General features: G+C 74.2%; 24 protein-coding genes. 11 read left to right on the forward strand and 13 right to left on the reverse strand.

Going from position 1 to position 26,922, the window contains the following annotated elements; all coding sequences use genetic code 11:
• Positions 1-32 precede the first annotated feature (32 nt).
• The 4 genes from ACFV0O_RS23795 to ACFV0O_RS23810 all read right to left on the reverse strand — a co-directional run bounded on the left by ACFV0O_RS23795 (position 33) and on the right by ACFV0O_RS23810 (position 3,323).
• Positions 33-1,202: an acyl-CoA dehydrogenase family protein gene (locus ACFV0O_RS23795; RefSeq protein WP_380345060.1), complete on the reverse strand. Its 1,170-nt coding sequence runs from the start codon at positions 1,200-1,202 to the stop codon at positions 33-35.
• A 462-nt stretch (positions 1,203-1,664) separates the two neighbouring features.
• Positions 1,665-1,748 (reverse strand): putative leader peptide, encoded by an 84-nt coding sequence (locus ACFV0O_RS23800; RefSeq protein WP_350526312.1) that lies wholly within the window; start codon positions 1,746-1,748, stop codon positions 1,665-1,667.
• 122 nt (positions 1,749-1,870) lie between these two features.
• Complete coding sequence (locus ACFV0O_RS23805; protein ID WP_030058989.1) at positions 1,871-2,365, reverse strand: hypothetical protein; 495 nt, start codon at positions 2,363-2,365, stop codon at positions 1,871-1,873.
• Between the two features lie 769 nt (positions 2,366-3,134).
• A complete protein-coding gene (locus ACFV0O_RS23810) occupies positions 3,135-3,323 on the reverse strand; it encodes a DUF397 domain-containing protein (RefSeq protein WP_360262582.1) in 189 nt (62 codons plus the stop codon).
• A gap of 387 nt (positions 3,324-3,710) precedes the next feature.
• Here ACFV0O_RS23810 and ACFV0O_RS23815 point away from each other — a divergent pair, with 387 nt between their 5' ends.
• The gene (locus ACFV0O_RS23815; protein WP_360262542.1) at positions 3,711-4,250 is read left to right on the forward strand and encodes a PTS fructose transporter subunit IIA; all 540 of its coding nucleotides are present in this window, start codon (positions 3,711-3,713) and stop codon (positions 4,248-4,250) included.
• Positions 4,251-4,353: 103 nt separating this feature from the next.
• Here the strand turns inward: ACFV0O_RS23815 and ACFV0O_RS23820 are convergent, their stop codons facing one another.
• From ACFV0O_RS23820 to ACFV0O_RS23830, 3 genes are all read right to left on the reverse strand, one after another.
• Positions 4,354-4,842, reverse strand: a complete 489-nt coding sequence (locus ACFV0O_RS23820; protein ID WP_380345062.1) for an NUDIX domain-containing protein — start codon at positions 4,840-4,842, stop codon at positions 4,354-4,356.
• Positions 4,843-5,072: 230 nt separating this feature from the next.
• Positions 5,073-5,582 carry a sugar transferase gene (locus ACFV0O_RS23825; RefSeq protein WP_380345064.1) on the reverse strand — a complete coding sequence of 170 codons (510 nt, stop codon included), beginning with the start codon at positions 5,580-5,582 and terminating at the stop codon, positions 5,073-5,075.
• 321 nt (positions 5,583-5,903) lie between these two features.
• A complete protein-coding gene (locus ACFV0O_RS23830) occupies positions 5,904-6,176 on the reverse strand; it encodes a hypothetical protein (RefSeq protein WP_380345066.1) in 273 nt (90 codons plus the stop codon).
• A 439-nt stretch (positions 6,177-6,615) separates the two neighbouring features.
• Between ACFV0O_RS23830 and ACFV0O_RS23835 the strand changes: the two genes are divergently transcribed.
• Positions 6,616-7,821 (forward strand): polysaccharide deacetylase family protein, encoded by a 1,206-nt coding sequence (locus ACFV0O_RS23835; protein WP_380345067.1) that lies wholly within the window; start codon positions 6,616-6,618, stop codon positions 7,819-7,821.
• 1,203 nt (positions 7,822-9,024) lie between these two features.
• Here ACFV0O_RS23835 and ACFV0O_RS23840 read toward each other — a convergent pair.
• Positions 9,025-9,795, reverse strand: a complete 771-nt coding sequence (locus tag ACFV0O_RS23840; protein ID WP_380345069.1) for a glutamate racemase — start codon at positions 9,793-9,795, stop codon at positions 9,025-9,027.
• Between the two features lie 57 nt (positions 9,796-9,852).
• Here ACFV0O_RS23840 and ACFV0O_RS23845 point away from each other — a divergent pair, with 57 nt between their 5' ends.
• Together ACFV0O_RS23845 and ACFV0O_RS23850 are read left to right on the forward strand one after the other, a co-directional pair.
• A complete protein-coding gene (locus ACFV0O_RS23845) occupies positions 9,853-11,001 on the forward strand; it encodes a glycosyltransferase (protein WP_380345071.1) in 1,149 nt (382 codons plus the stop codon).
• A 91-nt stretch (positions 11,002-11,092) separates the two neighbouring features.
• Positions 11,093-11,839 (forward strand): SAM-dependent methyltransferase, encoded by a 747-nt coding sequence (locus ACFV0O_RS23850; RefSeq protein ID WP_380345073.1) that lies wholly within the window; start codon positions 11,093-11,095, stop codon positions 11,837-11,839.
• A 33-nt stretch (positions 11,840-11,872) separates the two neighbouring features.
• Here the strand turns inward: ACFV0O_RS23850 and ACFV0O_RS23855 are convergent, their stop codons facing one another.
• From ACFV0O_RS23855 to ACFV0O_RS23865, 3 genes are all read right to left on the reverse strand, one after another.
• Positions 11,873-12,748, reverse strand: a complete 876-nt coding sequence (locus ACFV0O_RS23855; protein ID WP_380345075.1) for an alpha/beta fold hydrolase — start codon at positions 12,746-12,748, stop codon at positions 11,873-11,875.
• Between the two features lie 176 nt (positions 12,749-12,924).
• Positions 12,925-13,599: a thiol:disulfide interchange protein DsbA/DsbL gene (locus ACFV0O_RS23860; protein WP_380345077.1), complete on the reverse strand. Its 675-nt coding sequence runs from the start codon at positions 13,597-13,599 to the stop codon at positions 12,925-12,927.
• A 181-nt stretch (positions 13,600-13,780) separates the two neighbouring features.
• Positions 13,781-14,944: a glycosyltransferase family 4 protein gene (locus tag ACFV0O_RS23865; protein ID WP_380345079.1), complete on the reverse strand. Its 1,164-nt coding sequence runs from the start codon at positions 14,942-14,944 to the stop codon at positions 13,781-13,783.
• 557 nt (positions 14,945-15,501) lie between these two features.
• On the opposite strand from ACFV0O_RS23865, the gene mscL reads away from it, so the two are divergent.
• From mscL to ACFV0O_RS23890, 5 genes are all read left to right on the forward strand, one after another.
• Positions 15,502-15,948 carry a large conductance mechanosensitive channel protein MscL gene (gene mscL / locus ACFV0O_RS23870; RefSeq protein WP_380345081.1) on the forward strand — a complete coding sequence of 149 codons (447 nt, stop codon included), beginning with the start codon at positions 15,502-15,504 and terminating at the stop codon, positions 15,946-15,948.
• A gap of 460 nt (positions 15,949-16,408) precedes the next feature.
• The gene (locus ACFV0O_RS23875; protein WP_380345083.1) at positions 16,409-17,194 is read left to right on the forward strand and encodes a DUF6643 family protein; all 786 of its coding nucleotides are present in this window, start codon (positions 16,409-16,411) and stop codon (positions 17,192-17,194) included.
• 197 nt (positions 17,195-17,391) lie between these two features.
• On the forward strand, positions 17,392-18,267 hold the full coding sequence (locus ACFV0O_RS23880; protein WP_380345085.1) for an MOSC domain-containing protein: 876 nt from the start codon (positions 17,392-17,394) through the stop codon (positions 18,265-18,267).
• A gap of 427 nt (positions 18,268-18,694) precedes the next feature.
• Positions 18,695-21,235, forward strand: coding sequence for a right-handed parallel beta-helix repeat-containing protein (locus ACFV0O_RS23885; protein ID WP_380345087.1), 2,541 nt, complete (start codon positions 18,695-18,697; stop codon positions 21,233-21,235).
• A 102-nt stretch (positions 21,236-21,337) separates the two neighbouring features.
• The gene (locus tag ACFV0O_RS23890) at positions 21,338-21,652 is read left to right on the forward strand and encodes a DUF6191 domain-containing protein (protein WP_380345089.1); all 315 of its coding nucleotides are present in this window, start codon (positions 21,338-21,340) and stop codon (positions 21,650-21,652) included.
• Between the two features lie 205 nt (positions 21,653-21,857).
• On the opposite strand, the gene ACFV0O_RS23895 is transcribed toward ACFV0O_RS23890, so the two are convergent.
• Together ACFV0O_RS23895 and ACFV0O_RS23900 are read right to left on the reverse strand one after the other, a co-directional pair.
• Positions 21,858-23,024, reverse strand: a complete 1,167-nt coding sequence (locus ACFV0O_RS23895) for a PLP-dependent cysteine synthase family protein (RefSeq protein ID WP_380345091.1) — start codon at positions 23,022-23,024, stop codon at positions 21,858-21,860.
• Positions 23,025-23,263: 239 nt separating this feature from the next.
• Positions 23,264-24,496 (reverse strand): ROK family protein, encoded by a 1,233-nt coding sequence (locus ACFV0O_RS23900; RefSeq protein ID WP_380345129.1) that lies wholly within the window; start codon positions 24,494-24,496, stop codon positions 23,264-23,266.
• A gap of 68 nt (positions 24,497-24,564) precedes the next feature.
• On the opposite strand from ACFV0O_RS23900, the gene ACFV0O_RS23905 reads away from it, so the two are divergent.
• Together ACFV0O_RS23905 and ACFV0O_RS23910 are read left to right on the forward strand one after the other, a co-directional pair.
• Positions 24,565-25,947 (forward strand): MFS transporter, encoded by a 1,383-nt coding sequence (locus ACFV0O_RS23905; RefSeq protein ID WP_380345093.1) that lies wholly within the window; start codon positions 24,565-24,567, stop codon positions 25,945-25,947.
• 190 nt (positions 25,948-26,137) lie between these two features.
• Positions 26,138-26,719, forward strand: coding sequence for a HutD family protein (locus ACFV0O_RS23910; protein WP_380345095.1), 582 nt, complete (start codon positions 26,138-26,140; stop codon positions 26,717-26,719).
• Positions 26,720-26,922: the final 203 nt, after the last annotated feature.

A 26,922-nucleotide genomic window follows, 5' to 3' on the forward strand; every position in this document is an offset into this window, starting at 1 on the left:
GCTGGACCGGCCGGGCAGGACCGGTCCAGCGGTCAGGGTCGGGCGCCCCGTTCCAGGGCCGACCGGCCCGCGGCCTCCAGGACGGTCTCGTCCGACGCCAGGTGCACCCGGCTGCTGAGCACGTCCCGCAGGTAGCGTTCCAGCGGGTGGCGCCGGCTCAGGCCGGGGTTGCCGGTCAGGGCGACGGCCTGCTGGACCGCCGCCGTCGCGGCCCGGGTGGCCAGCAGGTGGGCCGGGCCGGTGCGAGCGACGGCGTCCGGCTCGCCCCGGTCCACCCGGGGCGCCAGGCCCGCGACCAGTTCCTCGGCGCCGATCAGCTGGGCCTCGATCTCGCCGAGGGCGCACCGGTAGCGGGGCAGGGTGCCGAGCGGTTCGGTCAGGTTGGCCGGGGTGCGCTGGTTGAGGAAGCGGACCAGCCAGGACTCGGCGGCCCGGGCGACCCCGATCGCCACCGCGGAGAGGGCCAGATCGTGCCAGGCGCGCGAGAGTTCGGCCGCGGGGACGCTGCCGGCGCCGCTCTCCGTGCCGCCCCTCGGTTCGCGGGTGCCCAGGCCGAGTGCGAGGTCGGCCGGCACCCGGACCCGGTCCAGCACCACGTCGTGGCTGGCGCTGGCCCGCAGTCCGAGCTGGTCCCAGGTCGGGTCGATCTCCAGGCCCTCGCTCTCGCCGCGGACCAGGAAGGTCCCGATCCTCGGCTCCTCCTCGTCGGTCCGCGCCGTCACCGCCATCCAGGCCAACGCCTCGGCCCCGGTGCAGTAGGTCTTCCGGCCGGTCAGCAGCCAGCCGTCGCCGTCCCGCCGGGCGACCGTCTCCGGCAGTCCGCCCGTTCCGGGTCCGGGCTCCGCCCGCAGCGTGTTGACCAGCGCGGGGCCGCGCCGGGACTCGGTGAGCAGGCGTCGGTAGCCGGCCGCCGGCCAGTCGGCGCGGCGGGCCTGCTCGGCGTGCCGGAGCAGGGTGAAGGCGGTGACCACGGCCACGGAGGCGTCCCCGCGCCCGAGTCGGGAGAGCAGCCGGACGGTGTCGGAGAGCGTGCCGCCCGGTCCGCCGTACGTCCGGGAGACGGTGAGGGTGAGCAGCCCGGCCTCGTGGACCGCCTCGATGCCCTGGTAGGGGAAGGTCGCGTCGCGGTCGTGCTCCTCGGCGCGGGCGGCGAGCAGGTCGACGACCCGGGGCAGCCCGGCCAGCGCGGTCTCGACCGCCACGCGGTCGGACGCCGACGCGGAGTCCGACGCGGAGCCCGACCCGGACGCCGGTCGGCCGGACGCGGATCCACCGGACGCGGATCCACCGGACGCGGATCCACCGGACACGGGTTGGCCGGAATCGGCCCGGCCGGAAGTCGACGGCGGTGCCGGCGGCGCCGGCCGGGAACGTCCGGCGGCCGGGCGGCCGGCGCTCGGCCGGGCGCTGGAGGAACGGTCGTCGAGCGGGAGACCGCCGGAGGAGGCTTCCTCGGGCGAACGGTCGGCGGACGGACGGTCGGCGGCGCGGGTCGTCATGTGCTGTGCCTCCGGGCGGCAGCGTGGGCTCGACGGATGCGGGCGGCACGCCGTTCGGGCGCGCGGTACCGATTGGCGGCCCCGGAGGTCGGTTCACGGCCCGCCCCCGGGTCACGGCGTCGACCGGCACCGGTCGACCACCCGCCGCCGGGGGACGGATCCCCCTCAGCGGCCCGGACACGCCGCGCTGGCGGTACGCCGCAGATCCAGGTGCCTGCGGCGGGTCAGCAACGGGAGACGGCACGGCATGTTCGCGACTGTACGAACCGTTGATCGAAACCGTCAAGCGCCGTCCGGCCCCCGGCGGGCGCCGGACTCCCGGCCGGGAAGCGGCCCCGGCAGGGGCGGTGGCGAGCCCGGGGACCCGGGGATCAGCCCTGCTGGAACATGTCCGCCGGGAGCGGCTTCAGCAGCTGATACAGGTCGTCCGAAATCGGTCGGTCCCAGGAGGCGATGGTGACCAGGACGCCGTCGCTGCGGCCGAACTGGGCGCAGAACACGCGCTCCTCGCTGACCTTGACCTTCTTCACGATCAGCAGGTCGTCCCCGAGCATGACCGGGAAGTCCTCGGCCGAGACGAACTCGACCGGCTCGTCGTTCTCCAGCGCCGCGAGCAGCTGCCGCACCTCGAAGGGCACGTCGTCGCCGGTCTCCCGGGCGGGCGAGCCCTCGGGGAGGTTGCCGATGAACATCGCCGGGCCTCTGCCGCCGAACAGGTCGTAGCGCAGGAAAATCCCCTGGCAGGAGCCGTCCGGGCCGGTCATCATGGCCGCACCGAAGTCGCCGGGCCAGTCACCCGGGTCCATCGCGAGCACGTCGAAGTCCGGGCCGGCGGGCTGTCCGGAGCGACGGCGGAGAAAAGACATGGGAACATCGTACGTGTCCGGCACACCACGCTCGCGAGGTGGGTGGGGCACCGACGGGGGACGGGCGGGAGATCGACGCTCAGAGACCAATGTTGACTCTGAGCAACCGTCCGGGCTACGTTCGGTTCAGCACGACAGCCGTTCTGGGTTTCACCCTCCGGGGGGACGGCATGTCGCAACGCGGCCCTACACGCGTATCCCTCACTGTGCACTCGTCGTGCCGAACTGCCGAGCACCCAGCTTCGTCATCGCACACAGCACGAACACACAAGCCAACAGTTCCACACCACAAGCCAGATCCGCGGGGCCCCGGCCCGTCGCTCCCGTGGATCTGCTCGGGACGCCGCCGCGTGGGGGCGTGCGGGTCCCGAGCATCGGTGCCGTCGTCCGAGTCGCTCTCGGATCCGGCGCCAACCTCCCGGCGACTGCCGGCCCCTCGTGGGCCGGGACCGGCCGACGCACCCCGGTGCGCAGGGGATGACTGGGAGGATGGCCTGGCAGCGCTGCCGGGCCGCACAGCAGGCGCCGTGTCTGGCCGCGTGGGGGCGGTGGGCACGGCGTCTGCCTGTGCTCATACTCTGAGCTGCGTTTGTCTAACAGTCAACAGAAATTCTGACGGGGCACGCTCAATAGATCATCAGTTGTGATGTTCCGACCGGAAAACACCTGCGGAGCGGGGCCCGGTCGGTGTCCGGGCCCCGCTCCGCGACGGTTCGGGCGAGCGGCTCCAAGCGGCTCCAAGCGACTTCGAGCCACCTCGACGCGCGGCTCAGGTGAGGTCGAACTCGCCGTCCCTGGCGCCGAGCACGAAGGCCCGCCACTCCGCCGGCGTGAAGACCAGGACCGGCCCGTCCTGCTGCCGGCCGTCCCGCATCCCGATGTACCCGTCCACGAACGCGATCTGGACATCCCCGACACCCTGGCTGCTGCACAGCCACTCCGCACCGGTGAAGTCCACCTTGGGCTTCCCGCTCGGCGTCGGCTCCCGCCGTGCGCCGACGACCTCCGTGTCCGTCCCGCTGTTGACTGCCACTGACCGATCTCCTCCCGACGGCGTTCCGGGACCAGCCTAGTCACACCGCCCGTCCCCGGTCAGCGGGTTGACGAGTCCTCCCCGACCGGGGCACGGCGCCGCCGGAAGCGGTCCGGACTTCGCCGCGAGGGTCGAGGCGTGTCCCGACCGGCAGGGGCGGCGGGCAGCTGCCAGAGTGCTGCCAGGGCGCCGCCCGGCCGGCAGGCCCGGGAGAGCGCCCCCGGCGACGTACGGAGCCCTCCCGGGCCCGCACGGGGCCGGACCGCACCCCCGCCCGCCCCCACCCACCGAACCCGCCCAAGGGAGCAGCCGATGAGCCGCCGGGACGGCACCCGCGCCGACGTCATCCCCATCTCCGACGCCCCCTCGGCCCACCCCCCGGCACCCCGTACGCCGCCCTCGGCCACGCCGCTGCCCCGGCCGACCCCCGCCCGGCCCCCCGCACACGGCCGGGTCGGCGTCGTCCTGGTCTCGCACAGCCAGGAACTGGCCACCGCCGTACGCGACCTCGCGCTCGCATTGACCGGATCCGACTCCCCCGCCCCGGTCTCCGCGACCGGCGGCGACCCGTCGGACGGGCCCGGCATCAGCGCCGTCCTGGTGGCGGCCGCGACCCGCCGGGTGGACCAGGGCCACGGCGTGGTGGTGCTCGCCGACCTGGGCGGCGCCGTCACCACCGTCCGCACCCTGCTGTCCGACGCCGACGAGCACGGCCTGCCGTTCCCGGTCCGGTTCGCCGACGCCCCGTTCGTCGAGGGCGCCGTGGCCGCGGCCGCCACCGCCACCGCGGGCGGCGACCTCGCGGCGGTGCTGGACGCCGCGGAGGAGGCCTACCGGCAGCACAAGGGCTGACCGGAGCCGGGGCCGTGCTCAGGGGTGGGCCGTGCTCAGGGGTGGGCCGTGCTCAGGGGTGGGCCGTGCTCAGGGGTGGGCCGTGCTCAGGGGTGGGCCGTGCTCAGGGACGCTCCTTGCCCTCCCAGCTGAAGACGGCCGGGCCCTCGCACCCCAGCGCGTGGCGCAGCCGCTCGTGCTCGGACTCGATCATCGGCGGCAACGCGTCCAGCGTGAACCAGCCGACCTCCAGCGACTCGTCGTCGTTCACCCGCGCCTCACCGCCGACCGCGCGGCAGCGGAAGGTCAGCACCAGGTACTGCGTCACATCGCCGTTCGGGTAGGTCACCTCGGGCGAAACGGTGACCGAGGCCAGCAGCTCGGGCACCGCCACCACCCCCGTCTCCTCCTCGCACTCGCGCACCACACCGTCGGCGGGCTGTTCCCCGGGGTCGAGGATGCCGCCGACAGGCGCCCAGCGGCCGTCGTCGGCGCGACGGGCGAGCAGCACCCGGTCGTGGTCGTCGAGCACGACGGCGACGACGGCGCTCAGCCAGAGCGGGCGGTGGCCCACGAGGGAACGGAGGTCGGCGAGGAAGGGGGGAATTGCCATGGGGCGCAGCCTAGCCGGGAGGTTCGGGCCGGGTCGGTTCCGCCGGCCGGGCCCGCCGGGGTCGGCCCGGCCGCCCGGGTCGGCCCGGCTCGGCGGTGGGCCGTCAAGATCGGCGGTGGCCGACTCGGCGGTGGGTCGTCAGGACCGGCGGTGGCCGACTCGGCGGTGGCCGGCGCAACCGGCGGCGGTCGGCCCGGTCGGGTCAGCCCCGCCGGTCCCCGCCTGCGGGGTCAGCCCCGCCGGTCCCCGCCTGCGCGCAGCCGGTCGGGGGAGGGGCGCAGCAGGGCCAGGACGGTGAGGCCGAGGATGTGCAGGTCGAGCCGGGCGGAGCGGTGCTCGACGTACCAGAGGTCGAGCTCGGCGCCCCGGCCGTGGAGCTGCGCCCAGCCGGTCAGTCCGGGGCGGACGGCGAGCCGGACGCGTTCCCGGCAGGAGTAGCTCTCCACCTGGTCGGGCCGAGCCGGGACGGGGCCGATCACCCCCATCTCGCCCCGGACGACGTTCCACAGCCGCGGCAGTTCCTCCAGGCCGGTGCGGCGTAGCAGGGTGCCGAGCCGACCGTCCCCGTCGGCCCGGAAGCGCAGGACCTGGAACTCGCGGCCGTGCCGCCCGGTCCGGGTCTGCCGCTGGAACACCGGTCCATCGGTGGTGCAGCGCACCAGGACCGCGATCAGCAGGGCCAGCGGCAGCGCGACGACCGCGGCCAGGGCGGCGACGGCGAGATCACCACCGCGTTTCATGAGGCGGACACGGCGCGGTCCGGTCTGCCGCTCATCGCTCCCCCTCTACGGCGATTCGAGCCGGAAGAACGTATTCACAGTAGAGGCACGATGAAGCCACCGTCGAAGAATGGTGAAAGAAGGGGCCAAAGATTGCCCGGCAGGACGATATTCGGTCGCCCTGACCAATTTCGCTCGATCTGCCGTTTCGAAATTCCGAACGCGATCGACATTAGAGTGGGCAGCCCGTCCGGATCCGGTCCGCGTTCGGCGCGCTTGGCCCGTGTTCGGTCCGCGCCCGTCGCCCGGGCCGTCGACGCACGGAGCGCCGCCCGTCGACGCCTAGAGCGCGGCACGCCGCCGATCGCGGAAGAGACCGAAGGCGATCCGGCCGAGCAGGAGGACACCGGCCGCCAGACAGCCGGCCACCGCCATCGCCCAGGCCGGGCCGCCACTGTCCGGGACGATCACCGCCACGACGATGCCCACCACCAGGCAGGCCAGGCCCGCCACGGCCAGCGGGAGCTGGTGGGTGACCAGGGCTCCACCACTGCACGCACGGGCCATCCGGGAGGCGCCGTGCAGGTGGAAGGGATCACGGTCCGCATCTGCCATGAGCCCAAGGTACCCCGGGGCGAGGCGGGAGGCAGCCCGCAGGGAGTGCGGGCCCGACCACGCTGCGCAACCACCGGACGACCCCCGGGCGGGGCCGGACGAGGGCCCGAGGACGACGGGACGAGGGCGGCCGGAGGGGTGCGACGGGAGTGGCCGCAGGGTCGGATCCGGGGCGCCGTCCGACGGCCGCCCGGGGCCGCGGATGCGCATTCCTACTCCACAATCAGTCCACGAAAAATCCTCGTCCCCCCGGTACAACCATCCCCGCGGTGCAACGGTCTCAATGGCATTGAGTGATCCAGGAGCCGTTCGAGGGACGGGTGTGAATCCCCCACCGAGAACAGGAAAGTCCAGGGGCGGAGCCGCCGACCCCTGGAGTCGGAGGCCGGCTCCGTCCTCCGGCGGTACCGCCACGCCGCTCGGCGAACGAGGGGGAACCGTGCCGCAGTCCCAGTCCACACCATCGATCTCCATGGCCCGCGCCAGGCCCGTGCCCGGCGTGCGCGCGCTGCCACCGCCCGTCGGGTGCGCGGCGGAGCGGCACGAGGCCGGCCGGCACGGCGGGGGCCGTCGCCGACCGGCCGTCGAAACGGAACAGCAGGACCCACGGGGCGAATGGCTGCGGTTCGCCCCCGTCCAGCCGCTGTTCCGGGCCCGGGCCGCCCAGCGCCTCGCCGTGCTCGCGTACCACGGGGTGACCGACCACCGGTCCTTCGGCGCCCAGCTCGACCGGCTCCAGCAGCTCGCCACGCCCGTCTCGCTCACCGCCGTCCTCCAGGCCGTGACCGAGCGGCGACCTCTGCCGCCCCGGAGCGTCCTGGTCACCTTCGACGACGCCGACCGGAGCGTCGTCACCCACGCCCTGCCCGCCCTCCACGCCCGTGGCATTCCGGCCACCGCCTTCGTCATCTCGGAGCTCATCGGCACCGAGCGGCCCTTCTGGTGGCACGAGGCCGACTTCCTCGCCCGGCACGGCGGCCGCGCCCGCTCGCTCGACTGCGGCCACCCCTCCCAGCTGCTCCGCCGGCTCAAGGCCATGCCCGACCCGGACCGCCGGCGCAGCCTGCACGAACTGCGGGTCAGCGCCGACCGCCGACCGCCCAGCCAGGAGCAGCTCACCCCCGCCGACCTCCTCGCCCTGCGGGACGGCGGTGTGGCGATCGGCAACCACACCCAGGGGCACCCGTGCCTCGGGCGCTGCGACGACGACACCGTCCGCGCCGAGATCACCGGCGCCCACGAGGCCCTCACCCGCTGGCTCGGCGAGCCGCCGACGGCGTTCGCCTACCCGGACGGCGGCCACGACCCGCGTGCCGAAACCGTTCTGCAGGAGCTCGGCTACCGCCTCGGCTTCCTCTCCGACCACCGCCTGGGCCCCCGCCTCCCCTCCCACCCCCTGCAGATCAGCCGCCTCCAGGTCGACTCGGCCACCACCACCCGCCGCTTCGACACCATCCTCTCCGGCCTCGAACCGGCCTACCGCCGCTGGCGCCGCCAGGCCCTACACAGAACCCCCAGCCCGGTGGGTGGCGGGCACCGACCCCACCTCCCCCGCCCCCAACCACCCCCCAAAAACCCGCCCCCACGGCCGGTTGGTCGCATGGCCGGTTGCCGCGCTGCCGCCCGGGCGGCATGTGCCCGGTAGTCACGCACAATGCCTATTCGGCACGAATGCGCCCTTTCCCGCTATCTACGCGAGTAGTGCCGCCGCGCATGTCGGCGTCACCGGATCTACGCGAGTAGCTCTCGGCTGCGAATTGCCGGGCGGACATTGCCGGACAGAGAAGCCGAATCGCCCGAAATCCCGCGCAGCCGACACCATCGCCACACGCCGACAACACGAGATGCCACCACGCCCCTCGCATGAGAAGTCGACCAATCCGACTTCTCATGCCCGACAGGAACTTCTACGCGAGTAGATACAGTCCACCCCATAACGCGGCACGCTCGACTCCCCGAACCGCCGGCCACCACCCGTCGGCCACCCGCACGGAAAGTCGACCAGGCCGACTTCCCGGGCTCACCGGGCATGCACACATCAAATTCCTGTGCACGGATATCGCTCACAATTGCATGAGCACGACAAACTTGCCCAATGCCGGGAGCCCGATCCCGCCGATCCCTCACACGGCACGCCACCGCCAGGGGCACACCGGCGCGCCCGGGCCGTCCTGTGGGTCGCGCGGGAGGTCGGCCGGGTCGACTTCCCGCGCAGTCCGCCGCAGCTCACCGGCCGGGAGGACCGCCGACCGCCGCCTCGCACCCCAGGGCGTCGACGTGATCGACCCCTCCCGCACCGGCAGGCAGCCCGGATCCCTCCACGCGCATGGAAACAGAAATGGAATCGCGCTAGCGAGACGTCGGGCAGGCCCACTTCCCGCGCAATGTGGCGAACAGCTGTACACCGAGCCGGCCGACAACCCGGGCGCATCCGACAAGCCGGCCGGGCCGACTCCGCAAGCTCGAAGAATGGTACGGAAACCAGTGCCGAATACGTCGGCCCTCCGCACCGGAAGAAATGCCCGATCCCTCTCCCGGCATTCCTGCCGGAATCCTCCATGACGCGAGGAAAGACGGGTCGCGAGGCTGCTGCGGGAATTCCGCATCCCCGAATCCGGCGCATTCGGGACACGGCCACCCGATTCCCGGTCGCACGTCGGGCCCACGTTCGCCGGCGAAGACACCAGGACCTCCCCGGCTCGCGGCGAGGCCCCGGTCGGGGCGCCGTGACGGAGAGGTCCTGGTGGCGAGGTCCTGGCAGGGAACTCCTGGCGGGGAAGTCCGGGCGGGAGGTCCCGCCTGCGAGGTCCTGGTGTCCTCGCCGGCGGTCGGAAGCCGCGCCGGCGGGTCAGCCGATCAGGGTGGCCAGCGCGCTGCCCTGCGGGTAGAGGGCCGCCGCCGCGGGAAGCGTGGCGGTGGCACCGGCGTGGAGCACGGTGAGCGTGCCGTTGCCGGTCCGGGTGGGGTCGCCGACCCGGCGGAGGGCCTGGGCGGCGACGGCGTCGGCGGAACCGAACAGGGTGAGCGCCGCAGAGGCGGTCGGGGCGACGGCGGCACGGATGCGGTCGTCGACGAGTTCGTAGTGGGTGCAGCCGAGCACCAGGACGTCGGTGCCGGCCGGCGTACGGGCGGCCGCGTCCGCGATGGCGGCCGTGATGGCGTCGTCGTCGCCGTGCTCGACGGCGTCCGCGAGGCCCGGGCAGGCGACCTCCGTGATGTCGGCCGTTCCGCCGAAGTCGCGGATCAGCCCGCGCTGGTAGGCGCTCCCGGTGGTGGCCGGGGTGGCCCAGATGGCGACCCGGCCACCCAGCGCGGCGGCGGGCTTGATGGCAGGGACGGTGCCGATCACCGGCAGCCCGGGCTCCAGCTCGGCGCGCAGGGCGGCGAGCGCGTGGACCGAGGCCGTGTTGCAGGCGACCACCAGCACGTCGGGTTCCAGCGCGGCGGCGGCCCGGCAGCAGCCGAGGGCCAGCTCGGTGACCTCTTCGGGTGTGCGCGGCCCCCAGGGCATCGAGGCCGGGTTCGAGGACAGCACCAGGTCCGCGTCCGGGCGCAGCTTCCGTAGGGTGGCGGCGGCGGCCAGCAGGCCGATTCCGGAGTCCATCAGTGCGATCTTCACGGGTCAAGACTTTAGTCGATCCGTCCGTCCGGCCCTGTTCTGCGGCAGACTGCCGGAGTGACCGTCCTGCTGTGGATCGCCGCGTTCTCCCTGCTGGTCTGGCTCTGGCTGGCGTGCTGCCACGGCATGTTCTGGCGGACCGACGTGCGGTTGCCGCCGCGTCGCCCGCCGGCGCGCTGGCCGGAGGCGGTGATCGTGGTACCGGCCCGGGACGAGGCGGCGGTGCTGCCGGCGAGCCTGCCGACACTGCTGGCGCAGAAGTACCCGGGGCGGGCGCGGGTGATCCTGGTGGACGACCACAGCTCGGACGGCACCGGCCCGGTGGCGGCGGAGCTGCGGACGATCGAAGGGCTGGAGCTGACCGTCACCACCCCTCCCCCGCTGCCGCCGGGATGGACGGGCAAGCTGTGGGCGCTGCGGCACGGGGTCGAGTTGGCCGGTCCGGACGTCGAGTACCTGCTGCTGACGGACGCGGACATCGCGCACGGCCCGGAATCACTCGCCGAGCTGGTGGCGGCGGCCGAGGGCAACGGCCTGGATCTGGTGTCGCAGATGGCCCGGCTGCGGGTGGAGACCGGCTGGGAGCGCCTGATCGTGCCGGCCTTCGTGTACTTCTTCGCCCAGCTGTACCCGTTCCGCCGCAGCAACCGTCCGGGGGCACGCACGGCGGCCGCGGCGGGCGGCTGCTCGCTGGTGCGGCGCGAGGCGCTGGAGCGGGCCGGCGGGGTGGCGGCGATCCGGGGCGCCGTGATCGACGACGTGTCGCTGGCCCGGGCGGTGAAGGCCACCGGCGGCCGGACCTGGCTGGGCCTCGCCGACGACGTGGACAGCGTCCGCCCGTACCCGCGGCTGGGGCAGCTGTGGCGGATGGTGTCGCGCAGCGCGTACGCCCAGCTGCGGTACTCGCCGCTGCTGCTGCTCGGGACGGTGCCGGGGCTGGGGCTGGTGTACCTGGTGCCGCCGGTGGCGACGGTGGCCGGGCTGGTGGCGGGGGCCCCGGCGGTGGCTGCCGCGGGCGGGGCGGCGTGGGCGCTGATGGCGGGCACGTACCTGCCGATGGTCCGGTACTACGGGCAGCCGGCCCCGACCGTGCTGCTGCTGCCGTTCACGGCCGGGCTGTACCTGGGGATGACGGTCGACTCGGCGGTGCAGCACTGGCGCGGCCGGGGCGCGGCGTGGAAGGGCCGGACCTACTCGCGGGCGTGACCCCCGCACACGCCCGCGAGCAGGCCCCGTCTCCCCCGCGGACCGGGGGAATTCTCCGGCGCGGCGCGCCCATCGGCTCCATACTGCTCGGATGGACCGTCAGCAGATCTCCCGCCTCGCCCATGCCCACCACCCGATCGCGGCACCGCTGGCGGACGAGTCGGTGGCCCGTCTGCTGGAGCGCGCGACGGCCGGGCGGGAGGACGGCCGGGCGCTGGACCTCGGCTGCGGTGAGGGTGCCTGGCTGGTCCGTGCGCTGGCCGCGCGCCCGCGCTGGCACGCCGTGGGGGTGGACCTGGACGCCCGGGCCCTGACCCGCGCCCGGGAGACCGCGACCGCCCTCGGCGTCGAGCGCCGGATCGGCCTGCACCACCTGGACGCGCGGGAGTTCACCGCCAAGGAACCCTTCGACCTGGTGCTGTGCGTCGGCTCCACCCACGCCTTCGGCGGGTTGCTGCCGACGCTCGCGGCGGCGCGCGAACTCCTCGCCCCGGGCGGCCGGCTGCTGGTCGGGGAGGCGTTCTGGCAGCGCGAGCCGTCCCGGGCCGCGCTGGACGGGCTGGGTTCGACCCCGGACGAGTTCGGCGATCTGGCGACGACCACCGGCCTGGTCCTCGCGGACGGCTGGACGCCGGTGTCCGGGCACGTCAGCACGGAACGGGAGTGGGACGACTACGAGTTCGCCTGGACGGGCTCGCTCGCCGAATGGGCACTGGACCACCCGGACCACCCTGATGCGGCGGCCGCCCGGGAGGCCGCGGACCGGCACCGCACGGAGTGGCTGCACGGCTACCGGGGGACGCTCGGTTTCGTCACGTACCTGCTGCGCCGCGACTGAGCCCGCCCCCGGACGGGTGCTCCGGCCGGGCGACTACTTCTGCGTGCGGGCGAGGAAGTCGTCGATCAGCGGGGCGATTTCGGGCAGTTTCTCCTCCAGCGCGAAGTGTCCGGTGTCGAACACGTGCAGTTCGGCTCCGGGCAGGTCGCGCAGGTAGGCGCGGGCGCCGGCCTCGGTGAAGAAGGGGTCGTTGCGCCCCCAGAGGATCAGCGCGGGCGGCTGGTGGGCGCGCAGCCAGGCCTGCCAGGCGGGGTAGAGCTCGACGTTGGAGAAGTAGTCGAGGGCCAGTTCGACCTGGATGTCCTTGCGGCCGGGGAGGTCGAGGAAGTGCTGGTCGAGGGTCCAGCCGTCGGGGGCGACCAGGCTCGGGTCGCCGGTGCCGCCCTCGTACTGGCTGCGGGTGATCTCCGCCGTGAGGATCGAGCGGGCGGCCTCCCCGGCGCCCGGGACGCCGCGCCGGTTGGCGATGAACTCCCTTGCCTGGGCGGAGAGTCCCTCCTCGTAGGCGTTGCCGTTCTGGACCACCAGGCCGGTGACCCACTCCGGCCGGCGGGTGGCCAGGCGCAGGCCGACCGGCGCGCCGAAGTCGAAGACGTACAGCGCGAAGCGGTCCAGGCCGAGGGCGAGGCAGAAGCCCTCGACCACGTCGGCGAGGGTGTCGAAGCGGTACGCGAAGGCGTCGGGTGCGGGGCTGTCGCTGTGGCCGAAGCCCGGGTAGTCGGGGGCTATCAGGCGGTAGCGGGTGCCGAGCGCGTCGAGCAGCCGGGCGTACTGGTGGGAGGCGGACGGGAATCCGTGCAGCAGCAGGAGGACGGGGGCGTCGGCCGGTCCGGTCTCGCGGTAGAAGATGCGCAGCCCGTCGACGTCGACGTGGCGGTGGTGGACGTGCGGGATCATCAGCTCGCTCATGCTAACCATTAAACCGCATTGAGACGGTTAGGCAAGCCCGCGAGTGAAGCCCACGGACCCGAGTGCACGGGCGAGCTGATCGATCGTCACCGGCTGCGTCGTCGAATGCGACACCGAGTCCGTCGCCGGAGTCGTCACCGGACGCGCCGCCGGACGCGTCACCGGATCCGCGGGGCTCAGCCCTGCTTCGCCTGCTCCTGCTGCACCAGCTGGTCGAGCACCCCGGGCATCCGATCGACGCCGCCGGCCTTCGTCGGCGAAGTCCGGTACTCCCCCTGGACGATGACCGTCGGCAGCTCGTCGATGCGGTAGCGGACGAACGCGGCCGCGGCGTCGTCGACCGACCGGCGCACCTCGGCGGACCGGTAGGCCTCGCGGAACTGCTGGGCGTCGACACCGTGGTGGACCGCCCAGTCGGTCGCGGACGCCTCGGTGGCGAGGCCGGCGTGGTCGTTGTGGACGGCGCGGAAGACACCGACCTGCAGGCGCTCGACCAGGCCGAGGCGCTCCAGCGTGTAGTACATCCGCGCGTGGCCGCGCTGGACCTCCTCCTCGGGGCTGCCCGGCCAGATCGCCGGGACGCGGCGCAGCGCGACGTCCGCGCGGTGCTTCTCGGCCCAGGTCTGCAGGGGCTGTTCGAGCGCCTGGGAGTGGCCGCAGTCGTACCAGAAGAACTCCACCGCCTCGGTCCGGGCACTCTCGCGCACCGGTTGGGGCTGGTCGAGCCTGACGAACCGGGCACCTTCGGAAGGGGTTTGGTGGATCGCCGCACCGGCCTGGACCGGGGAGGCGGCGATCCCGGCGGCGACGGCGAGCAGGACGGTGGACCGCAGCAGCGACTTCGAGTTCACACCGGAAGTCTGCTGGTGACGGCTCGTTACCGACGAGTCGGTGTGCGACGGCGAGCCGGGATTCGCCCGAACGGCGCAGCCATGCATCGGCACAGCCGTGCAACGGCGCAGCCATGCAACGGCGCAGCAGCGCAGGCGGTGCAGCAGCACAGCGGCACCGGACGCGTCGACCCGTCCCGCGTCAGTCGGCGGGCGCCTCGCCCGCCGTCCACACCTCGGCCACCAGCCGCTGCCAGGCGTCCACCACCGCGCCCAGTTCGAAGTGCTCCAGCGCGTGCGCCCGGGCCGCCGCACCGAGGCCGGCCCGGTTGACCGCCAGCACCTTGCCCAGCGCCTCGGCGAGGGCGAGCGGGTCCCCGGGGGCGACGAGCGCGCCGGTGGCGCCGTCCCGGACGACCTCGCGCACCCAGCCGACGTCGGTCGCGACGGCGGGGACGCCGGCCAGCGCCGCCTCGATCAGCGCGCCGGGCACGCCCTCGCTGTCGCTGGTGAGCAGCAGCGCGTCGGCGGCGCGGTAGAGCGGTGCCGGGTCGGGCAGGGGGCCGAGGAAGTGGGCGCGGGCGGCGGCCGGGTGGCGGGCCAGTGTCTCGCGCAGCGGGCCGTCCCCGGCGACGGCGAGCCGGACGTCGGGCAGGCGGTCGAGCACGTCGAGGGCGAGGTCGAGCCGCTTCTCGGGCGCTATGGCGCCGATCCAGGCCACCAGCAGGACGTCCGCCGGAAGGCCCAGGGCATGCCGGGCGGCGCGCCGGTCGTCCCGGCCGTCGGCGGGCGGATAGCTCTCGGCGGCACGGGAGTTGGGGATCACGTGCACCTTGCCCTCGGGCAGCGTGAACTGTTCCTCCAGGACGGCCCGCGCCTCGTCGGTGAGCGTGGTGACGGCGGCGGCGCGGTGCATCAGCGCGCCACCGCGCACCCGGCGCAGCCGGTTGGCGGTCCAGTAGCGGGGGTGGCCGACGGAGACGTAGACGAACGGGGTCCGGGTGCCGGCCAGGGCGAGGGCGCAGGCGGCCAGGGTGTCGGAGCCGTGGGCGAGCACCACGTCGGCGGCGCGCGCGGCGGAGCGCAGGGCCCGCAGGGTGCTCGGGCGCAGCCGGCCCGGACCGAGGACGGCTGCGGTGCGCAGGCCGGAGGCTCCGGGGCAGTCCCCCGGGTCGGTCTCCGTGTCGCCGGGGCGGACGGCCGGGTGCGGGGCGAGGGCGCACAGTGCGGAGGACTGGCCCCGGCGGCCCAGTTCCCGGTGGAGGTCACGGGCGAAGTTCTGGGCGCCGCCGCGGCGTGAATCACTGATCAGGTGCAGGACGCGCGGTCGGGTTCCGGCCGGATCGGCCGACATATGGTCGGGCATGGACCGACCTTGGCACAGTGCTCCGCCGGGGACAGCCCCTTCGCGCAACCTGATGGTGGCCCATCTGCCCGCGCTTGTACACCCGGTGTGCGCCAGAGAGCCGCCGGCGTGCGCCGGTTGCGACCGCCGTGCGCCCCGTCTCGCCCCGGGCTGCGCTCCGGTTCGCCACCGTCGCGCCGGGCCGGGGTGCCGCTCGTCGGTGCCGGCCGGGTTCGTGCGGTGCCGTTTCGTGCCGTCCGGTGCTGTGCCGTCCGGTGCCGCGCGGTCCGGTGCCGCGCCGCGCCGCCCCGCGCCGGGGAACGACCCGGGCCGGGCCGGGGCCGCCACCGGGCCAAGTACCGCTCTACACGCTCCGGTTACCCGCACCTCCGGAGCCCGATAGGGCAGTACGCGGAGCGCCCGCGCCCCGCCCGGCCCGTCACCGTCGGGCCCCACGGCGGTTACGCGAATCGGGTGAACGCGGTTGGACCTCGGGCCGGACCGCTCGGCAGGATGTCCGGCCGGGGCGCCGCCGCGTGCCCCGTCTCCCCCTCCCCGTACGGATTTGGAGTCGCCCGGTGTTCAAGGGATTCCGCAGCTTCCTGCTGCGCGGAAACGTGGTGGACCTCGCGGTCGGCATCGTGATCGGCGCCGCCTTCACCGCCGTCGTCACCGGGTTCGTCAGCGCCTTCCTCACCCCGCTGGTCGGCGTCGCGTCCGGCGCTGTCGGCGACTTCACGCAGAAGACCTTCGAGGTGGCCGGCACCCGCTTCCCGTACGGCCTCTTCGTCAACGCAGTGATCGGCTTCGTACTGACCGCCGCGGTCATCTACTTCGCCGTGGTGGTGCCGGTCGGCAAGCTGCAGTCGCGCTTCGAATCGGCCAAGCCCGCGCCCGCCGCGAAGGCGGACTGCCCGGAGTGCCTGAGCTCGATCCCGGCCGCCGCGACCCGCTGCTCCTTCTGTACCTCGGAGATCACCAAGCCGGGCCTGCCCGCCCAGAACCAGGCGCTTCAGTCGCGCTGACCTGCACATCCGGAGCCGCGACCACCGATCGGGGCTCGTGACCGGCGACCCGGGCTCGTGACCGGCAACCCGCGGCAGTGCCCGGCGACCGGCACCCGGCGACCGGCGACCCCGAAACAGCCGGTCAGCGCACTGACGGGATCTTTATGCCCGAAACATTCACGAGCCCCCGCCACCCCCTCAGCGGGGGCTCGAATGCGCCAGCGCACGCCCCGTCCGCAAAAGTTTCTCCGCAGGGCCCCCGGCCGTCCACCGGCCGGTCACCACAAGGCCGACCGACGGCACCGTCCGGTCACTGTTCGATCACTGACGGGGTGCCAAGGTTGTCCTGAATCGATCTCCGCTATGTCCGTTCTTCCTACTTTCGAGACCTTTGTGCGAGCGAAGACTGTGTAAACACTCGAACTGCTCCCCCTCCCGCTCTCCTCAGCAGGCGCATTGTGGGCTTACCGTATGCCCCATGACCTCGCCCCGCTCCTACGACGGAGTCGGCTACCCCTCTCCGTCCTTCTCCTCCGGCACGCCGATTTACGACAGCCTCGTGGCTGAGCGCGGCGTCCCCCAGATCGCACCCATCAACGTGCCGGCCGCCCTCCCTCCGGCACTGTCCACCGGCTACGGATCCGGCCTCGGCCAGTCCTACGAGAACCGGTACGGCAACGGGTACGACACCCCCGGCAGCAACCTCCCCGCGCTGCCGCCCGCCCGCCTCGCCCTGGGCCCCGGCCCGAGCAGCGGCCCCTCCGCCGGCCCCGCCACGGCGTACATCCCCGCGCAGCCCGCGCCGGCGTACGCCTCCCCCCAGCCCGCGCTCCCCGGCTACGGCACCCCCCAGCCGTACCAGCGACCGCAGCCCGGCGCGCCGGCCTTCACCCAGACCGCCAGCGGCGGCTACCAGCCGACCGGCGGCCAGAGCTTCGGCGGCCAGAACACCTTCATCGGCGGCCAGGGCGGCCAGCAGTCGTTCGGCGCGCAGCCGGCCGGCGGCCCGGCCGGTTTCGGCCAGGCCCAGCCCGGCGGTCCGCAGTCGTTCGGCGGTCAGCAGTCCTTCGGCGGCCCGTCCGCCGGCGGCCCCGGCTTCCAGGGCCAGGGCGGTGACCAGTCCTTCGGCGGCGCCCAGTTGCGCCCGGCCATGGCGCCGGCCGCGCCCGTCCGCCCGATGCAGCCGCAGCGCCCGGGCCCGTACGGCGACCCCGGTCAGTTCCAGGGCAGCGGTGGCTACCAGTCCCAGGGCCAGGGCTACTGAACCACTGACACCCGAGGCCGTCCCCCACGGCCCGCACCCGCACCACCTGAGCACCACCCGGCGACCCCTGAGCGCCGGGCGAACGGAGAAACGGGTCATCCACGGACCGCCCGGAACGCCCCCCACGGCGTCCCGGGCGGTCCGTGCGCATACGGGGGCCCTGCGTCCGGCCGGAAACCTGCTGGCAGGATGGGGGAATGCAGCTCACCGGACTCCACGTCTACCCCGTCAAGTCCATGTACCGCCTGAGCCCGGACAGCGCCGACGTCCATCCCTGGGGCCTGGCCGGAGACCGTCGCTGGATGCTCGCCGACGCGACCGGACGCTTCGTCAGCCAGCGGGAGGACGCCGCCCTCGGACAGATCCGGCCCGCCCTCCGGCCCGACGGCTCGCTCACGCTGACCGCCCCCGACGGCTCCCGGATCGAGGTCCCCGCCCCCGCCGTCGCGGCCGGCGACCCGCTCGCCGACGTCGAGGTCTGGGGCACCCGCTTCCGCGCCGCCGAAGCCCCCAAGGAAGCACACGAGTGGATCGCCGAACACCTCGGCGACTACCGCCTGGTGCACCTCGACGACCCGCGCGCCCGGCCCGTCGACCCCGAGTACGGCACGCCCGGCGACACCGTCTCGATGGCCGACGGCTTCCCCCTGCTGCTCACCACCACCGCCTCGCTGGACCGGCTCAACGAACTGATCGCCACCGAGCACCCCGAGGAGGACGGGCCCCTGCCGATGGAGCGCTTCCGCCCCAACGCGGTGGTCACCGGCACCGAGCCCTGGGCCGAGGACGGCTGGCGCCGGATCCGGATCGGCGGGCTCACCTTCAAGGTCGTCAAGCCCTGCGGCCGCTGCGTCATCACCACCACCGACCAGGAGACCGGCGAGCGCCGCGGCAAGGAACCCCTGCGCACCCTGGCCCGGCACCACCGGCTGCTGCGCAAGGCCGCCTTCGGGCAGAACCTGATCCCCGAGCGGCCGTCCGGCGTCGAGGGCGACGTGCTCGGCACGCTGCGCCTCGGCGACGAGGTCGAGGTGCTGGAGGACGGGGCGCACTGGTCGGCCGACGAGCACTGAGCGCCGGGCCGCACCCTACGGAGGGCGCGGTCGCGCGGGACCGGCTCCGCTGCGGAGCGGCCCCGGCGCGGCCGCCGTCCCTGTGCCACGGCCGTCGCCCGCACGTGACGACCACCGGGGCGACGGCCACCGGGTTCGATGACCGCCGCGTTCGACGGCCACCGGGGGCGACGGCCACCGGGTTCGACGGCCGTCCGGTGTGACGGCCAGTCGTGCGCGTCCGGCACCGCACGGAACCACCACTGTGCGCGCTCGTTGAAACAAGTGGTCGGAACCTGTGGCGGCGGTGGGCCCTACCGGTGTCCGCGCGACAACGGGCGGCCGGACCACCCATGGGAGCGCGCTACGGTGGGCGGACGGCCCGCGCACCCCCGCGCGTTCGGCCCGTTGCACGCCGGCTCGACGAAGGTGGGGACGACAGACCGTCATGGCTGAGCACAGGGTCCGGGTCACCCAGGACAGCGCATCCCGCTGGCGTCGCCGCGCAGGCGACTACGACACGCTCGCGGAAGCCCTCGCGGCCGCCGAACCGGGCGACACCGTGACCGTCCGGCCGGGCACCTTCCGGGAGAACGTGCTGCTGGACAAGGCGGTGACGATCGTCCCGGCCCAGGGGCCGGGCACCGTACGGATCGATCCGCCCTCCGGGGTCGCACTGACCGTCACCGCCGCGGCGACCGTCCGCGACCTGGTCGTCGAGGGCGGCGACAGCTCCACCCCGGCCGTCCTGGTCACCGGCGCACAGGCAACGCCCTCGCTCAGCGGCTGCCGGATCGAGACCCGTTCCGCCACCGGCATCGAGATCGCCGGCGGCGCCCGGCCGACGCTGCGCGGCTGCGTCGTCGCCAACCCCGGCGGGCTCGGCCTCCGGCTGCGCGGCGAGGGCACCGCCGCCGCCTTCGAGGACTGCGAGGTCGCCGCCGCCGGCCAGGCCGGGCTCGCCGTCCTCGGCGGAGCGACCGCCGCCCTGGACCGCTGCCGCGTCCACCACACCTCCGGCGCCGGCGTGCTGCTCTCCGATCCCGGCAGCGCGGCCGAACTGACCGGCTGCGAGATCTACGAGATCCGCGGCAGCGGCGTCCAGGCCGATTCTCAGGCGGGCGGGCGACTGGTCGACTGCGAGATCCACCGCGTCACCGGCAACGGACTGACCCTGGACGGCGAGGCCGAACTCGTCCTGACCGGCTGCCGGGTGCACGACCTGCCGGAGAACGGCGCCGACCTGCGCGGACGCTCCCGGCTCAGCCTCGCGCACAGCACCATCCGGGACTTCGGGCGCGGCGCGCTGTCCGTCTGGGACCAGGGCACCGAGGCCATCGCCGAAGCCTGCCAGATCCACGGATCCAGCGGCGAGTACCCGGCGTTGTGGGTCAGCGACGGCGCCCGGCTCACCCTCACCGACTGCTCGCTGCACGACCTGCCGGACGCCCTGTTCGTCCTCGACCGCGACTCCGCCGCCACCGCCGAGGGCTGCTCGTTCAGCCGGATCCGCAGTTCGGCGGTCTCGGTCAGCGGCGGGGCCACCGTCTCCCTGGCCGCCTGCCGGGTCCAGGAGGCGGGCACCGGGCTCTGGTTCCGTGACCACGGCAGCGGCGGACTGCTCACCGACTGCGAGATCTCCGACGTGGCCACCGGGGTGATCGTCACCAAGGGCGCCGACCCGGTGCTGCGCGACTGCAGCGTGCGGGCCAGCACGGACGCCGGGGTGTACGTCTCGGCGCAGGGACGCGGCACCTTCGAGGACTGCCGGGTCTCGCACGGCAAGGGCTTCGGCTTCCACATCATCGACGGCTGCCGCACACAGCTCACCCGGTGCCGGGCGGAGCAGAACGAGCGCGCCGGGTTCGAGTTCTCCGAGCCCGGGCCGGTCGCGGAGGGCTGCACCTCGGACGACGTCCGTGCGGCGGGACCCCCACCGGGATCCGGGCGCAGATCGGGCCTGGGGCCCGGGCCGGGGTCGGGGTCGGGGTCGGGGCCCGGAACGGGATCCGGACCGGGCTCGGGGCTGGGCTCCGCACCGGGGTCAGGGCTGGGGTCGCCGTTCGGGGGTGCGGACGTACCGTCACCCCGGGCGTCACAACTACTCGCCGCCGCACCGGCCTTGACACCCTCCGCAACCGCCTCGGCGGCGATCGCCCCGATCCCGGACTGCCGCCCCGCCGACGAAGCGCTCGCCGAACTGGACTCCCTGGTCGGACTGGCCACGGTGAAGCAGGAGGTGCGCACCCTGATCGATCTGATCTCGGTCGGCCGGCGCCGCCGCCAAGCCGGGCTCAAGGCACCCTCGCTCCGCCGACACCTGGTCTTCACCGGCGCCCCCGGCACCGGCAAGACCACCGTCGCCCGGCTCTACGGCGAGATCCTCGCCTCGCTCGGGGTCCTCCAGCGCGGGCACCTGGTCGAGGTGGCGCGGGTGGACCTGGTCGGCGAACACATCGGCTCCACCGCGATCCGCACCGCCGCCGCCTTCGACCGGGCGCGCGGTGGCGTGCTCTTCATCGACGAGGCGTACGCGCTCGCCCCCGAGGACGGGGCACGGGACTTCGGACGCGAGGCGATCGACACCCTGGTCAAGCTCATGGAGGACCACCGGGACGAGGTCGTCGTCATCGTGGCGGGCTACACCGCCGAGATGGAGCGCTTCCTGTCCGCCAACCCCGGTGTATCGTCCCGTTTCTCACGCACCATCAGCTTCCCCGACTACACGGCGGACGAGCTGCTGGAGATCGCCCGGGCCCAGTGCGCGGAGCACGAGTACGCACTGTCCGAGGAGGCGGAGCAGGCGCTGCTGGGCCACTTCGGACGGCTGGATCGCGGCCCCAACTTCGGCAACGGGCGCACCGCGCGGCAGGTCTTCGAGACCATGGTCGAGCGGCACGCCGTACGCATCGCCCACCTGACCGACCCGTCCACCGAGGAGCTCCAACTGCTCGTCCCGGCCGACCTGCCGGGCGCGCCACTGCCGTAGCCCGATCATGGCCCGTGCTGCGGTCGCGGTGTCGCGGCCCGTGCCGCGGTCGCCGTGTCGCTGCCGGGAACTCGCCTGCCGTTCCGGGCCGTTGAGGCGGACATGGGCATGCTTCTGACGGGCGCGGCGGGCGGGTTGCTGCTGCCGGCCGGGCTGGTGGTGCTGTTCTTCCTGGGCGCAGTCGCACGGCGGCTTCGCGCCCGCCCGACATCGGCTCCGGCCGGTGGCCGCGGTGCGGGAGCGACCGCGACGGAGGAACTGCACGCGCTGCTCTACCCGAGCAAGCGGGTGCAGCTGGAGCAGCGACGGGTCGAGCTGGTGCTGCGGGACGACGAGCACGACGGCGCGCCGAAGCGCACCGGGATCGACCTCGCGGGCGGCCGGGCGGTGATCCGGCGACAGTCGGGCGCCGGGTGACAGCGTCGGGCTCCGGGCCGCCGGCGGCGAACATGCGACAGCCGACAGCTAACAGATGACAGACGACGGAGTCTGAAATCTGTCATCTGTCAGCTGTTCGCCGCGGCCCACGCCGCCGCCACCGTGCCGCCCGTAGGCCCGTGCGACCGCTCGACCGCTCGACTGCTCGACGGCTCGGCCGGTCGAGACGCCGGCGACCGATGCGTCAGCCCACCCAGGAGCCGCCGGCGAGGAAGGACTCCAGCACGGCCTGGTAGGGCGCGATGTCGATCCGCTCACCGGCCAGCCAGTCGTCCGAGTAGTACTTGTCCAGGTAGCGGTCCCCCGGGTCGCAGATCAGGCCGACCACGCTGCCGGTCCGTCCGGCAGCACGCATCTCGGCGACGATCCGCATCGCGCTCCACAGGCCCGTCCCGGTGGAGGCGCCGGCCTTCTTGCCCAGGACCTGCTCCAGCACCCGTACGGCGGCGATCGACGCCGCGTCCGGGACCTTCATCATCCGGTCGACCGCCCCCGGAACGAAGCTCGGCTCCATCCGGGGCCGCCCGATGCCCTCGATCCGCGAACCGCTCCCGCAGACGGCGTCCGGGTCGTGGCGCACCCAGCCCTCGAAGAAGCAGGAGTTCTCCGGGTCCGCCACGCAGATCCGGGTGTCGTACTGCATGTAGTGCACGTAGCGGGCGATGGTCGCCGAGGTGCCGCCGGTACCGGCCGTGGCGACGATCCAGGCCGGTTCGGGGTGCGGCTCCAGGCGCAGCTGGGCGAAGACCGATTCGGCGATGTTGTTGTTGCCGCGCCAGTCGGTGGCCCGCTCGGCGTAGGTGAACTGGTCCATGTAGTGCCCGCCGGTCTCCTCGGCGAGCCGGGCGGACGCCTCGTACACCTCGTCGGAGCGCTCGACCAGGTGGCACTCGCCGCCGTGGAACTGGATCAGGTCGATCTTGGCCTGGCTGGTGCTCTTGGCCATGACCGCGATGAACGGCACGCCGATGAGCTGGGCGAAGTAGGCCTCGGAGACGGCGGTGGAGCCGCTGGAGGCCTCGATCACCGGCTTTCCGGGGCGGATCCAGCCGTTGCAGAGCCCGTAGAGGAAGAGCGAGCGGGCCAGTCGGTGCTTGAGGGAGCCGGTCGGGTGAGTGGACTCGTCCTTGAGGTAGAGGTCGATCCCCCACTCGGCCGGCAGCGGGAAGCGCAGCAGGTGGGTGTCGGCGGAGCGGTTGGCGTCGGCCTGGACCTTGCGCACCGCCTCCTTGAGCCAGACCCGGTAGTCCTGGTCGGAGCGGTCGACGTCGATGGTCGGCTCGATACCGGACCGCGACTCGCGCTCGATGCCGCGCTCGATGCCGCGCTCGGCGTCGGACTGGGTGCTCATGGTGACTTCTCCCTCGTGGTGGCCCCCCACTGCTCACTACGAGTGTATGACTGTCACGATAAGTAACCGTTTTCGAAGGCCCAGCTTCCGCTTATCGTCTTCGGCATAGGCCGGGCCGGGCCGGGCCGGGCCGGGGCCCAAGGGCCGACAACCGCAACCTGGAACCACGACCCCGGCGCCCGGGCACACTCTGCCACCACGGCCCCGCCCTGCCACCGGACCGCGACGCGCCGCCCGCCCTAGCCGACCTGGACGGGCACCGACTGCGGATCCAGCAGGTACGGCCCCCAGCCCAGTTCGGCCGCGCCCGCGAGCGCACCGTGCGCCAGCTCCGCGCCGACGATCGGCACCCGCCCGCTGCGCCCCCACAGGCTGCGCTCCGCGACCACCATGCGCAGCCGGTCGGGCGCGGCCTCCAGCAGGTCGAGGTGCAGGCCGCTGAGGACCACCCGGTCGGGGTTGAGGATGTTGGCGACGCCCGCCAGCCCGAGCCCGAGCCGGTCGATGACGTGCTCGACCGCCGCGCGCGCCCGGTCGTCGGTGGCGGCCGCCCGGCACAGCTCGCGCGCCTGGTCGAGCAGCGGGCGCCCCGCCTCGGGGGTGAGCCCGGCGGCGGCGAACAGCGCGTCGGGGTCGGTCTCCGAGTTGAGGCAGCCGCGGTTGCCGCACATGCAGGGACGGCCCTGCGGGTCGACGGTGAGGTGGCCGACCTCCAGGGCGAGGCCGGCGCTGCCCGTGTGCAGGTGGCCGTCGATCACCAGCGCCCCGCCGACGCCGCGGTGGCCGGAGGTGACGAAGAGCAGGTGGCGGGCGCCGCGGCCGGCGCCGTGCCGGTACTCGGCGAGCGCGGCGAGGTTGGCGTCGTTGGCGAGCGCGGTGGGCAGCGGGCGCAGCGCGTTCGGGCCGTGGTCGGCGCGGCCGACCTCGACGTCGTACAGGTCGGCGACCGGGGTGCCGCTGGGCCAGGCGAAGTGCAGCGCGGCGAGTGCGGTGCCGTCCGGCTCGGTGACGGGGTTGGGCAGCGCGAGCGCGGCGGCCAGGCAGCGGCGGTCGGTGGCGCGGGCGAGCTCGGCGCCCGCCTCGGCTACGGCGCGCAGCATCCGGACCGGGTCGGTGGCGGCGGGCAGCGGCAGATGGACCGGCGGGTCGAGCAGCCCGCCGAGGCAGGCCAGGGTGACGCTCAGCCCGTCGGCGTGGATCTGCCCGGCGACCACGACCGGGCCCTGCGGGTCGATCGCGAGCCGGTGCGAGGGGCGGCCGCGGCCGCCACCGGCCGGGCGCGAGTCGACGGTGATCAGCCCGAGCGCCTCCAGCTCGGCGGTGACGGCACCGGCGGTGGCCCGGGTGACGTCCAGCGCACGGGTGAGCGCCGAGCGGGTCGGCGTCTGGCCGGTGTGGATCAGCGAGAGGGCGGGGCCGAGCAGCGTCCGACCCCGGTCGGGGGCCGCGCGGCGCTGGCCGTCGCGCTGCACGTCGGGGCCGTTCCCGGTGCCGGGCCGCGGGCTTGATGGTGAGAGCTGCACGCCCCTATTGTTACTTTGTGCCGCTTCGAAACAAAATCCGCGCCCATCCCGCACCGAGCCGCCCCTCCCCCCAGTCTCGCAGCACACCCCCAGTGACCGACAGCCCCTGGGGCCCCGCACGCATCGCGCTCACCGCGTTCTTCGCCGTCGACGGCTTCCTCTTCGCCGCCTGGGTCGTCCGCATCCCGGACGTCCGCAGCCAGGTCAGTGCGTCGCACAGCACCCTCGGACTCGCCCTGCTCTGCCTGTCGATCGGGGCCGTCCTCACCATGCCGGCGGTCGGACGGCTCTGCCTGCGGTACGGCTCGCGCCCCGTCACCGTCGGCTCGCTCGCCCTGCTCAGCCTCGCCGTCCTGCTGCCCGCGCACACCCACTCGGTGGCCACGCTCGGCGCCGCGCTGCTGCTGTTCGGCGCCGGGTACGGCGGGGCCAACGTCGCGATGAACAGCGCCGCCGTCGACCTCGTCGCGCAACTGCGACGGCCGGTCATGCCCAGCTTCCACGCCGGGTACAGCTTCGGCGGGCTCGTCGGTACGGGCGTCAGCGGACTGCTCGCAGGACCACTCAGCACCGCGTGGGCACTCGCGCTCAGCGGACTGCTCGGCCTGGCCGTCACCGTCGGCGCCGGCGTCGTGCTGCTGCGCAGCCCGGCGGCGCCCCTGATCGCGCCCGACCGGACGGAACGGGCGCACCACGGCGGGCCGGCGAACGGCAGTGCGCCGAACGGCGGGTCGACGGACGGCGGGGCCACGGGCGGCAGTGCGGCGAACGGCGGCGCGACGAACGGGCCGGGCGGGCCCGCGGGCGGCGCACGGACCAGCGGCGCGCGGACCAGCGGCTCGCGAGCGGGCCGTTCGCCGGCCCGTCTGCTGGTGCTGCTGCTCGGCGTCACCGCGCTGTGCACCGCGTACGGCGAGGGCGCGATCGCCGACTGGACCACCCTGCACCTCACGGACGACGTCCACGCGAGCGCCTCGGTGGCGGCGACCGGCTACGGCGCGTACGCGTTCGCGATGGCGAGCGGGCGGGTCGGCGGCACCTGGCTGTCCATCCGGCTCGGGCAGACCCGGTTGATGTTGCTCGGCGGGCTGGTGGCCGCGGCCGGCATGCTGGTCGCCGCCCTCGCCCCGGTGGCACCGCTGGCGATCTGCGGGTTCGTTCTGGTCGGCCTCGGTCTGGCCAACCTCTTTCCGCTCGCCATCGCCCGGGCCGGCGAGGCGGGCGGCCCGCAGGGCGTCGCGCTCGCCTCGTCCCTCGGCTACGGCGGGATGCTGATCGGCCCGGTGGTGATCGGCTTCCTCGCCGACGCGGCCGGACTGCCGCTGGCCCTCACCACGGTCGCGGTCGCCGCGACGGCGGCGGCGCTGCTGCCGTTGTCGGTCGGGCGGCGGTTCAGGTGACGGGCGACGGGCGACAGACATCGGGTAGCGGATGACAGATGACGGCTGACAGATGTTGAAATCTGTCAGCCGTCATCTGTTTGCTGACGCCCGTTCCCTGCCCCCTTGCCCCTCTGCCCGTTGCCGCCTCCACCCCCTCACCCCCTCCCCGGCTGACGGATCCGACCCGACAGTGGCAGGATGCGGGGCCATGACGACCAGCGAACGCTTCCAGGTACTGCGGGCGAGCGAGCGGCCGGCGACGGCGTGGCTCAACGGGGGCGGGGTGACCAGGGAGGTCGCCGGATTCCCGGCCGGAGCCGGCCTGGACCGGTTCGACTGGCGGGTCAGCCTGGCCGACGTGGCCTCGGCCGGTCCGTTCTCCCCCTTCCCCGGCATCGACCGGGTGATCACCCTGGTCGAGGGCGCCGGCATGGCACTCACCGTCGACGGTGTCGAGCAGCTGGTCGACGCGCCGTACCGGCCGTTCCCGTTCTCCGGCGACGCCACCACCGACTGCCGCCTGGTGGCCGGCCCCGTGGTGGACTTCAACGTGATGACGCGGCGCGGCCGGGTCGAGGCCACCGTGGACCTCGCCACCGCGCCCGCCGTCGTCGAGGTCCGGTCCGGGAGCACCTCCCTCCTCGTGTGCCTCGCGGGCTCGGCCGTCGTCGGCGGTGCCGAGGCCGTCGAACTCGCCCGCTACGACGCGGCACTGCTCGACGCGGCGGGCACGTACGAGCTGCGCCCCGACGGCGTCACCGCCGTCATCACCTTCCGTACGGCCCACTGACGCACGCACCCCGGCCCGCCACGCCGACGCGCCGACCGGCCAAGCGCCACCCGGCACACCCCCACCGACGAGCACGCACCGACCAGCACGCAACGGCGGTGGGGCCCCCCCCCCGGCCCGGGGGGGGGGGGCCCCCCGGCCCCCCCCCCCCCCCGGGCCCCGGGGGGGGGGGGGGGGGGGCCGGGGGGGGGTGGGCCGGTGGC

This window comes from Kitasatospora sp. NPDC059577 (assembly GCF_042735475.1).
Taxonomy (GTDB): Bacteria; Actinomycetota; Actinomycetes; order Streptomycetales; family Streptomycetaceae; genus Kitasatospora.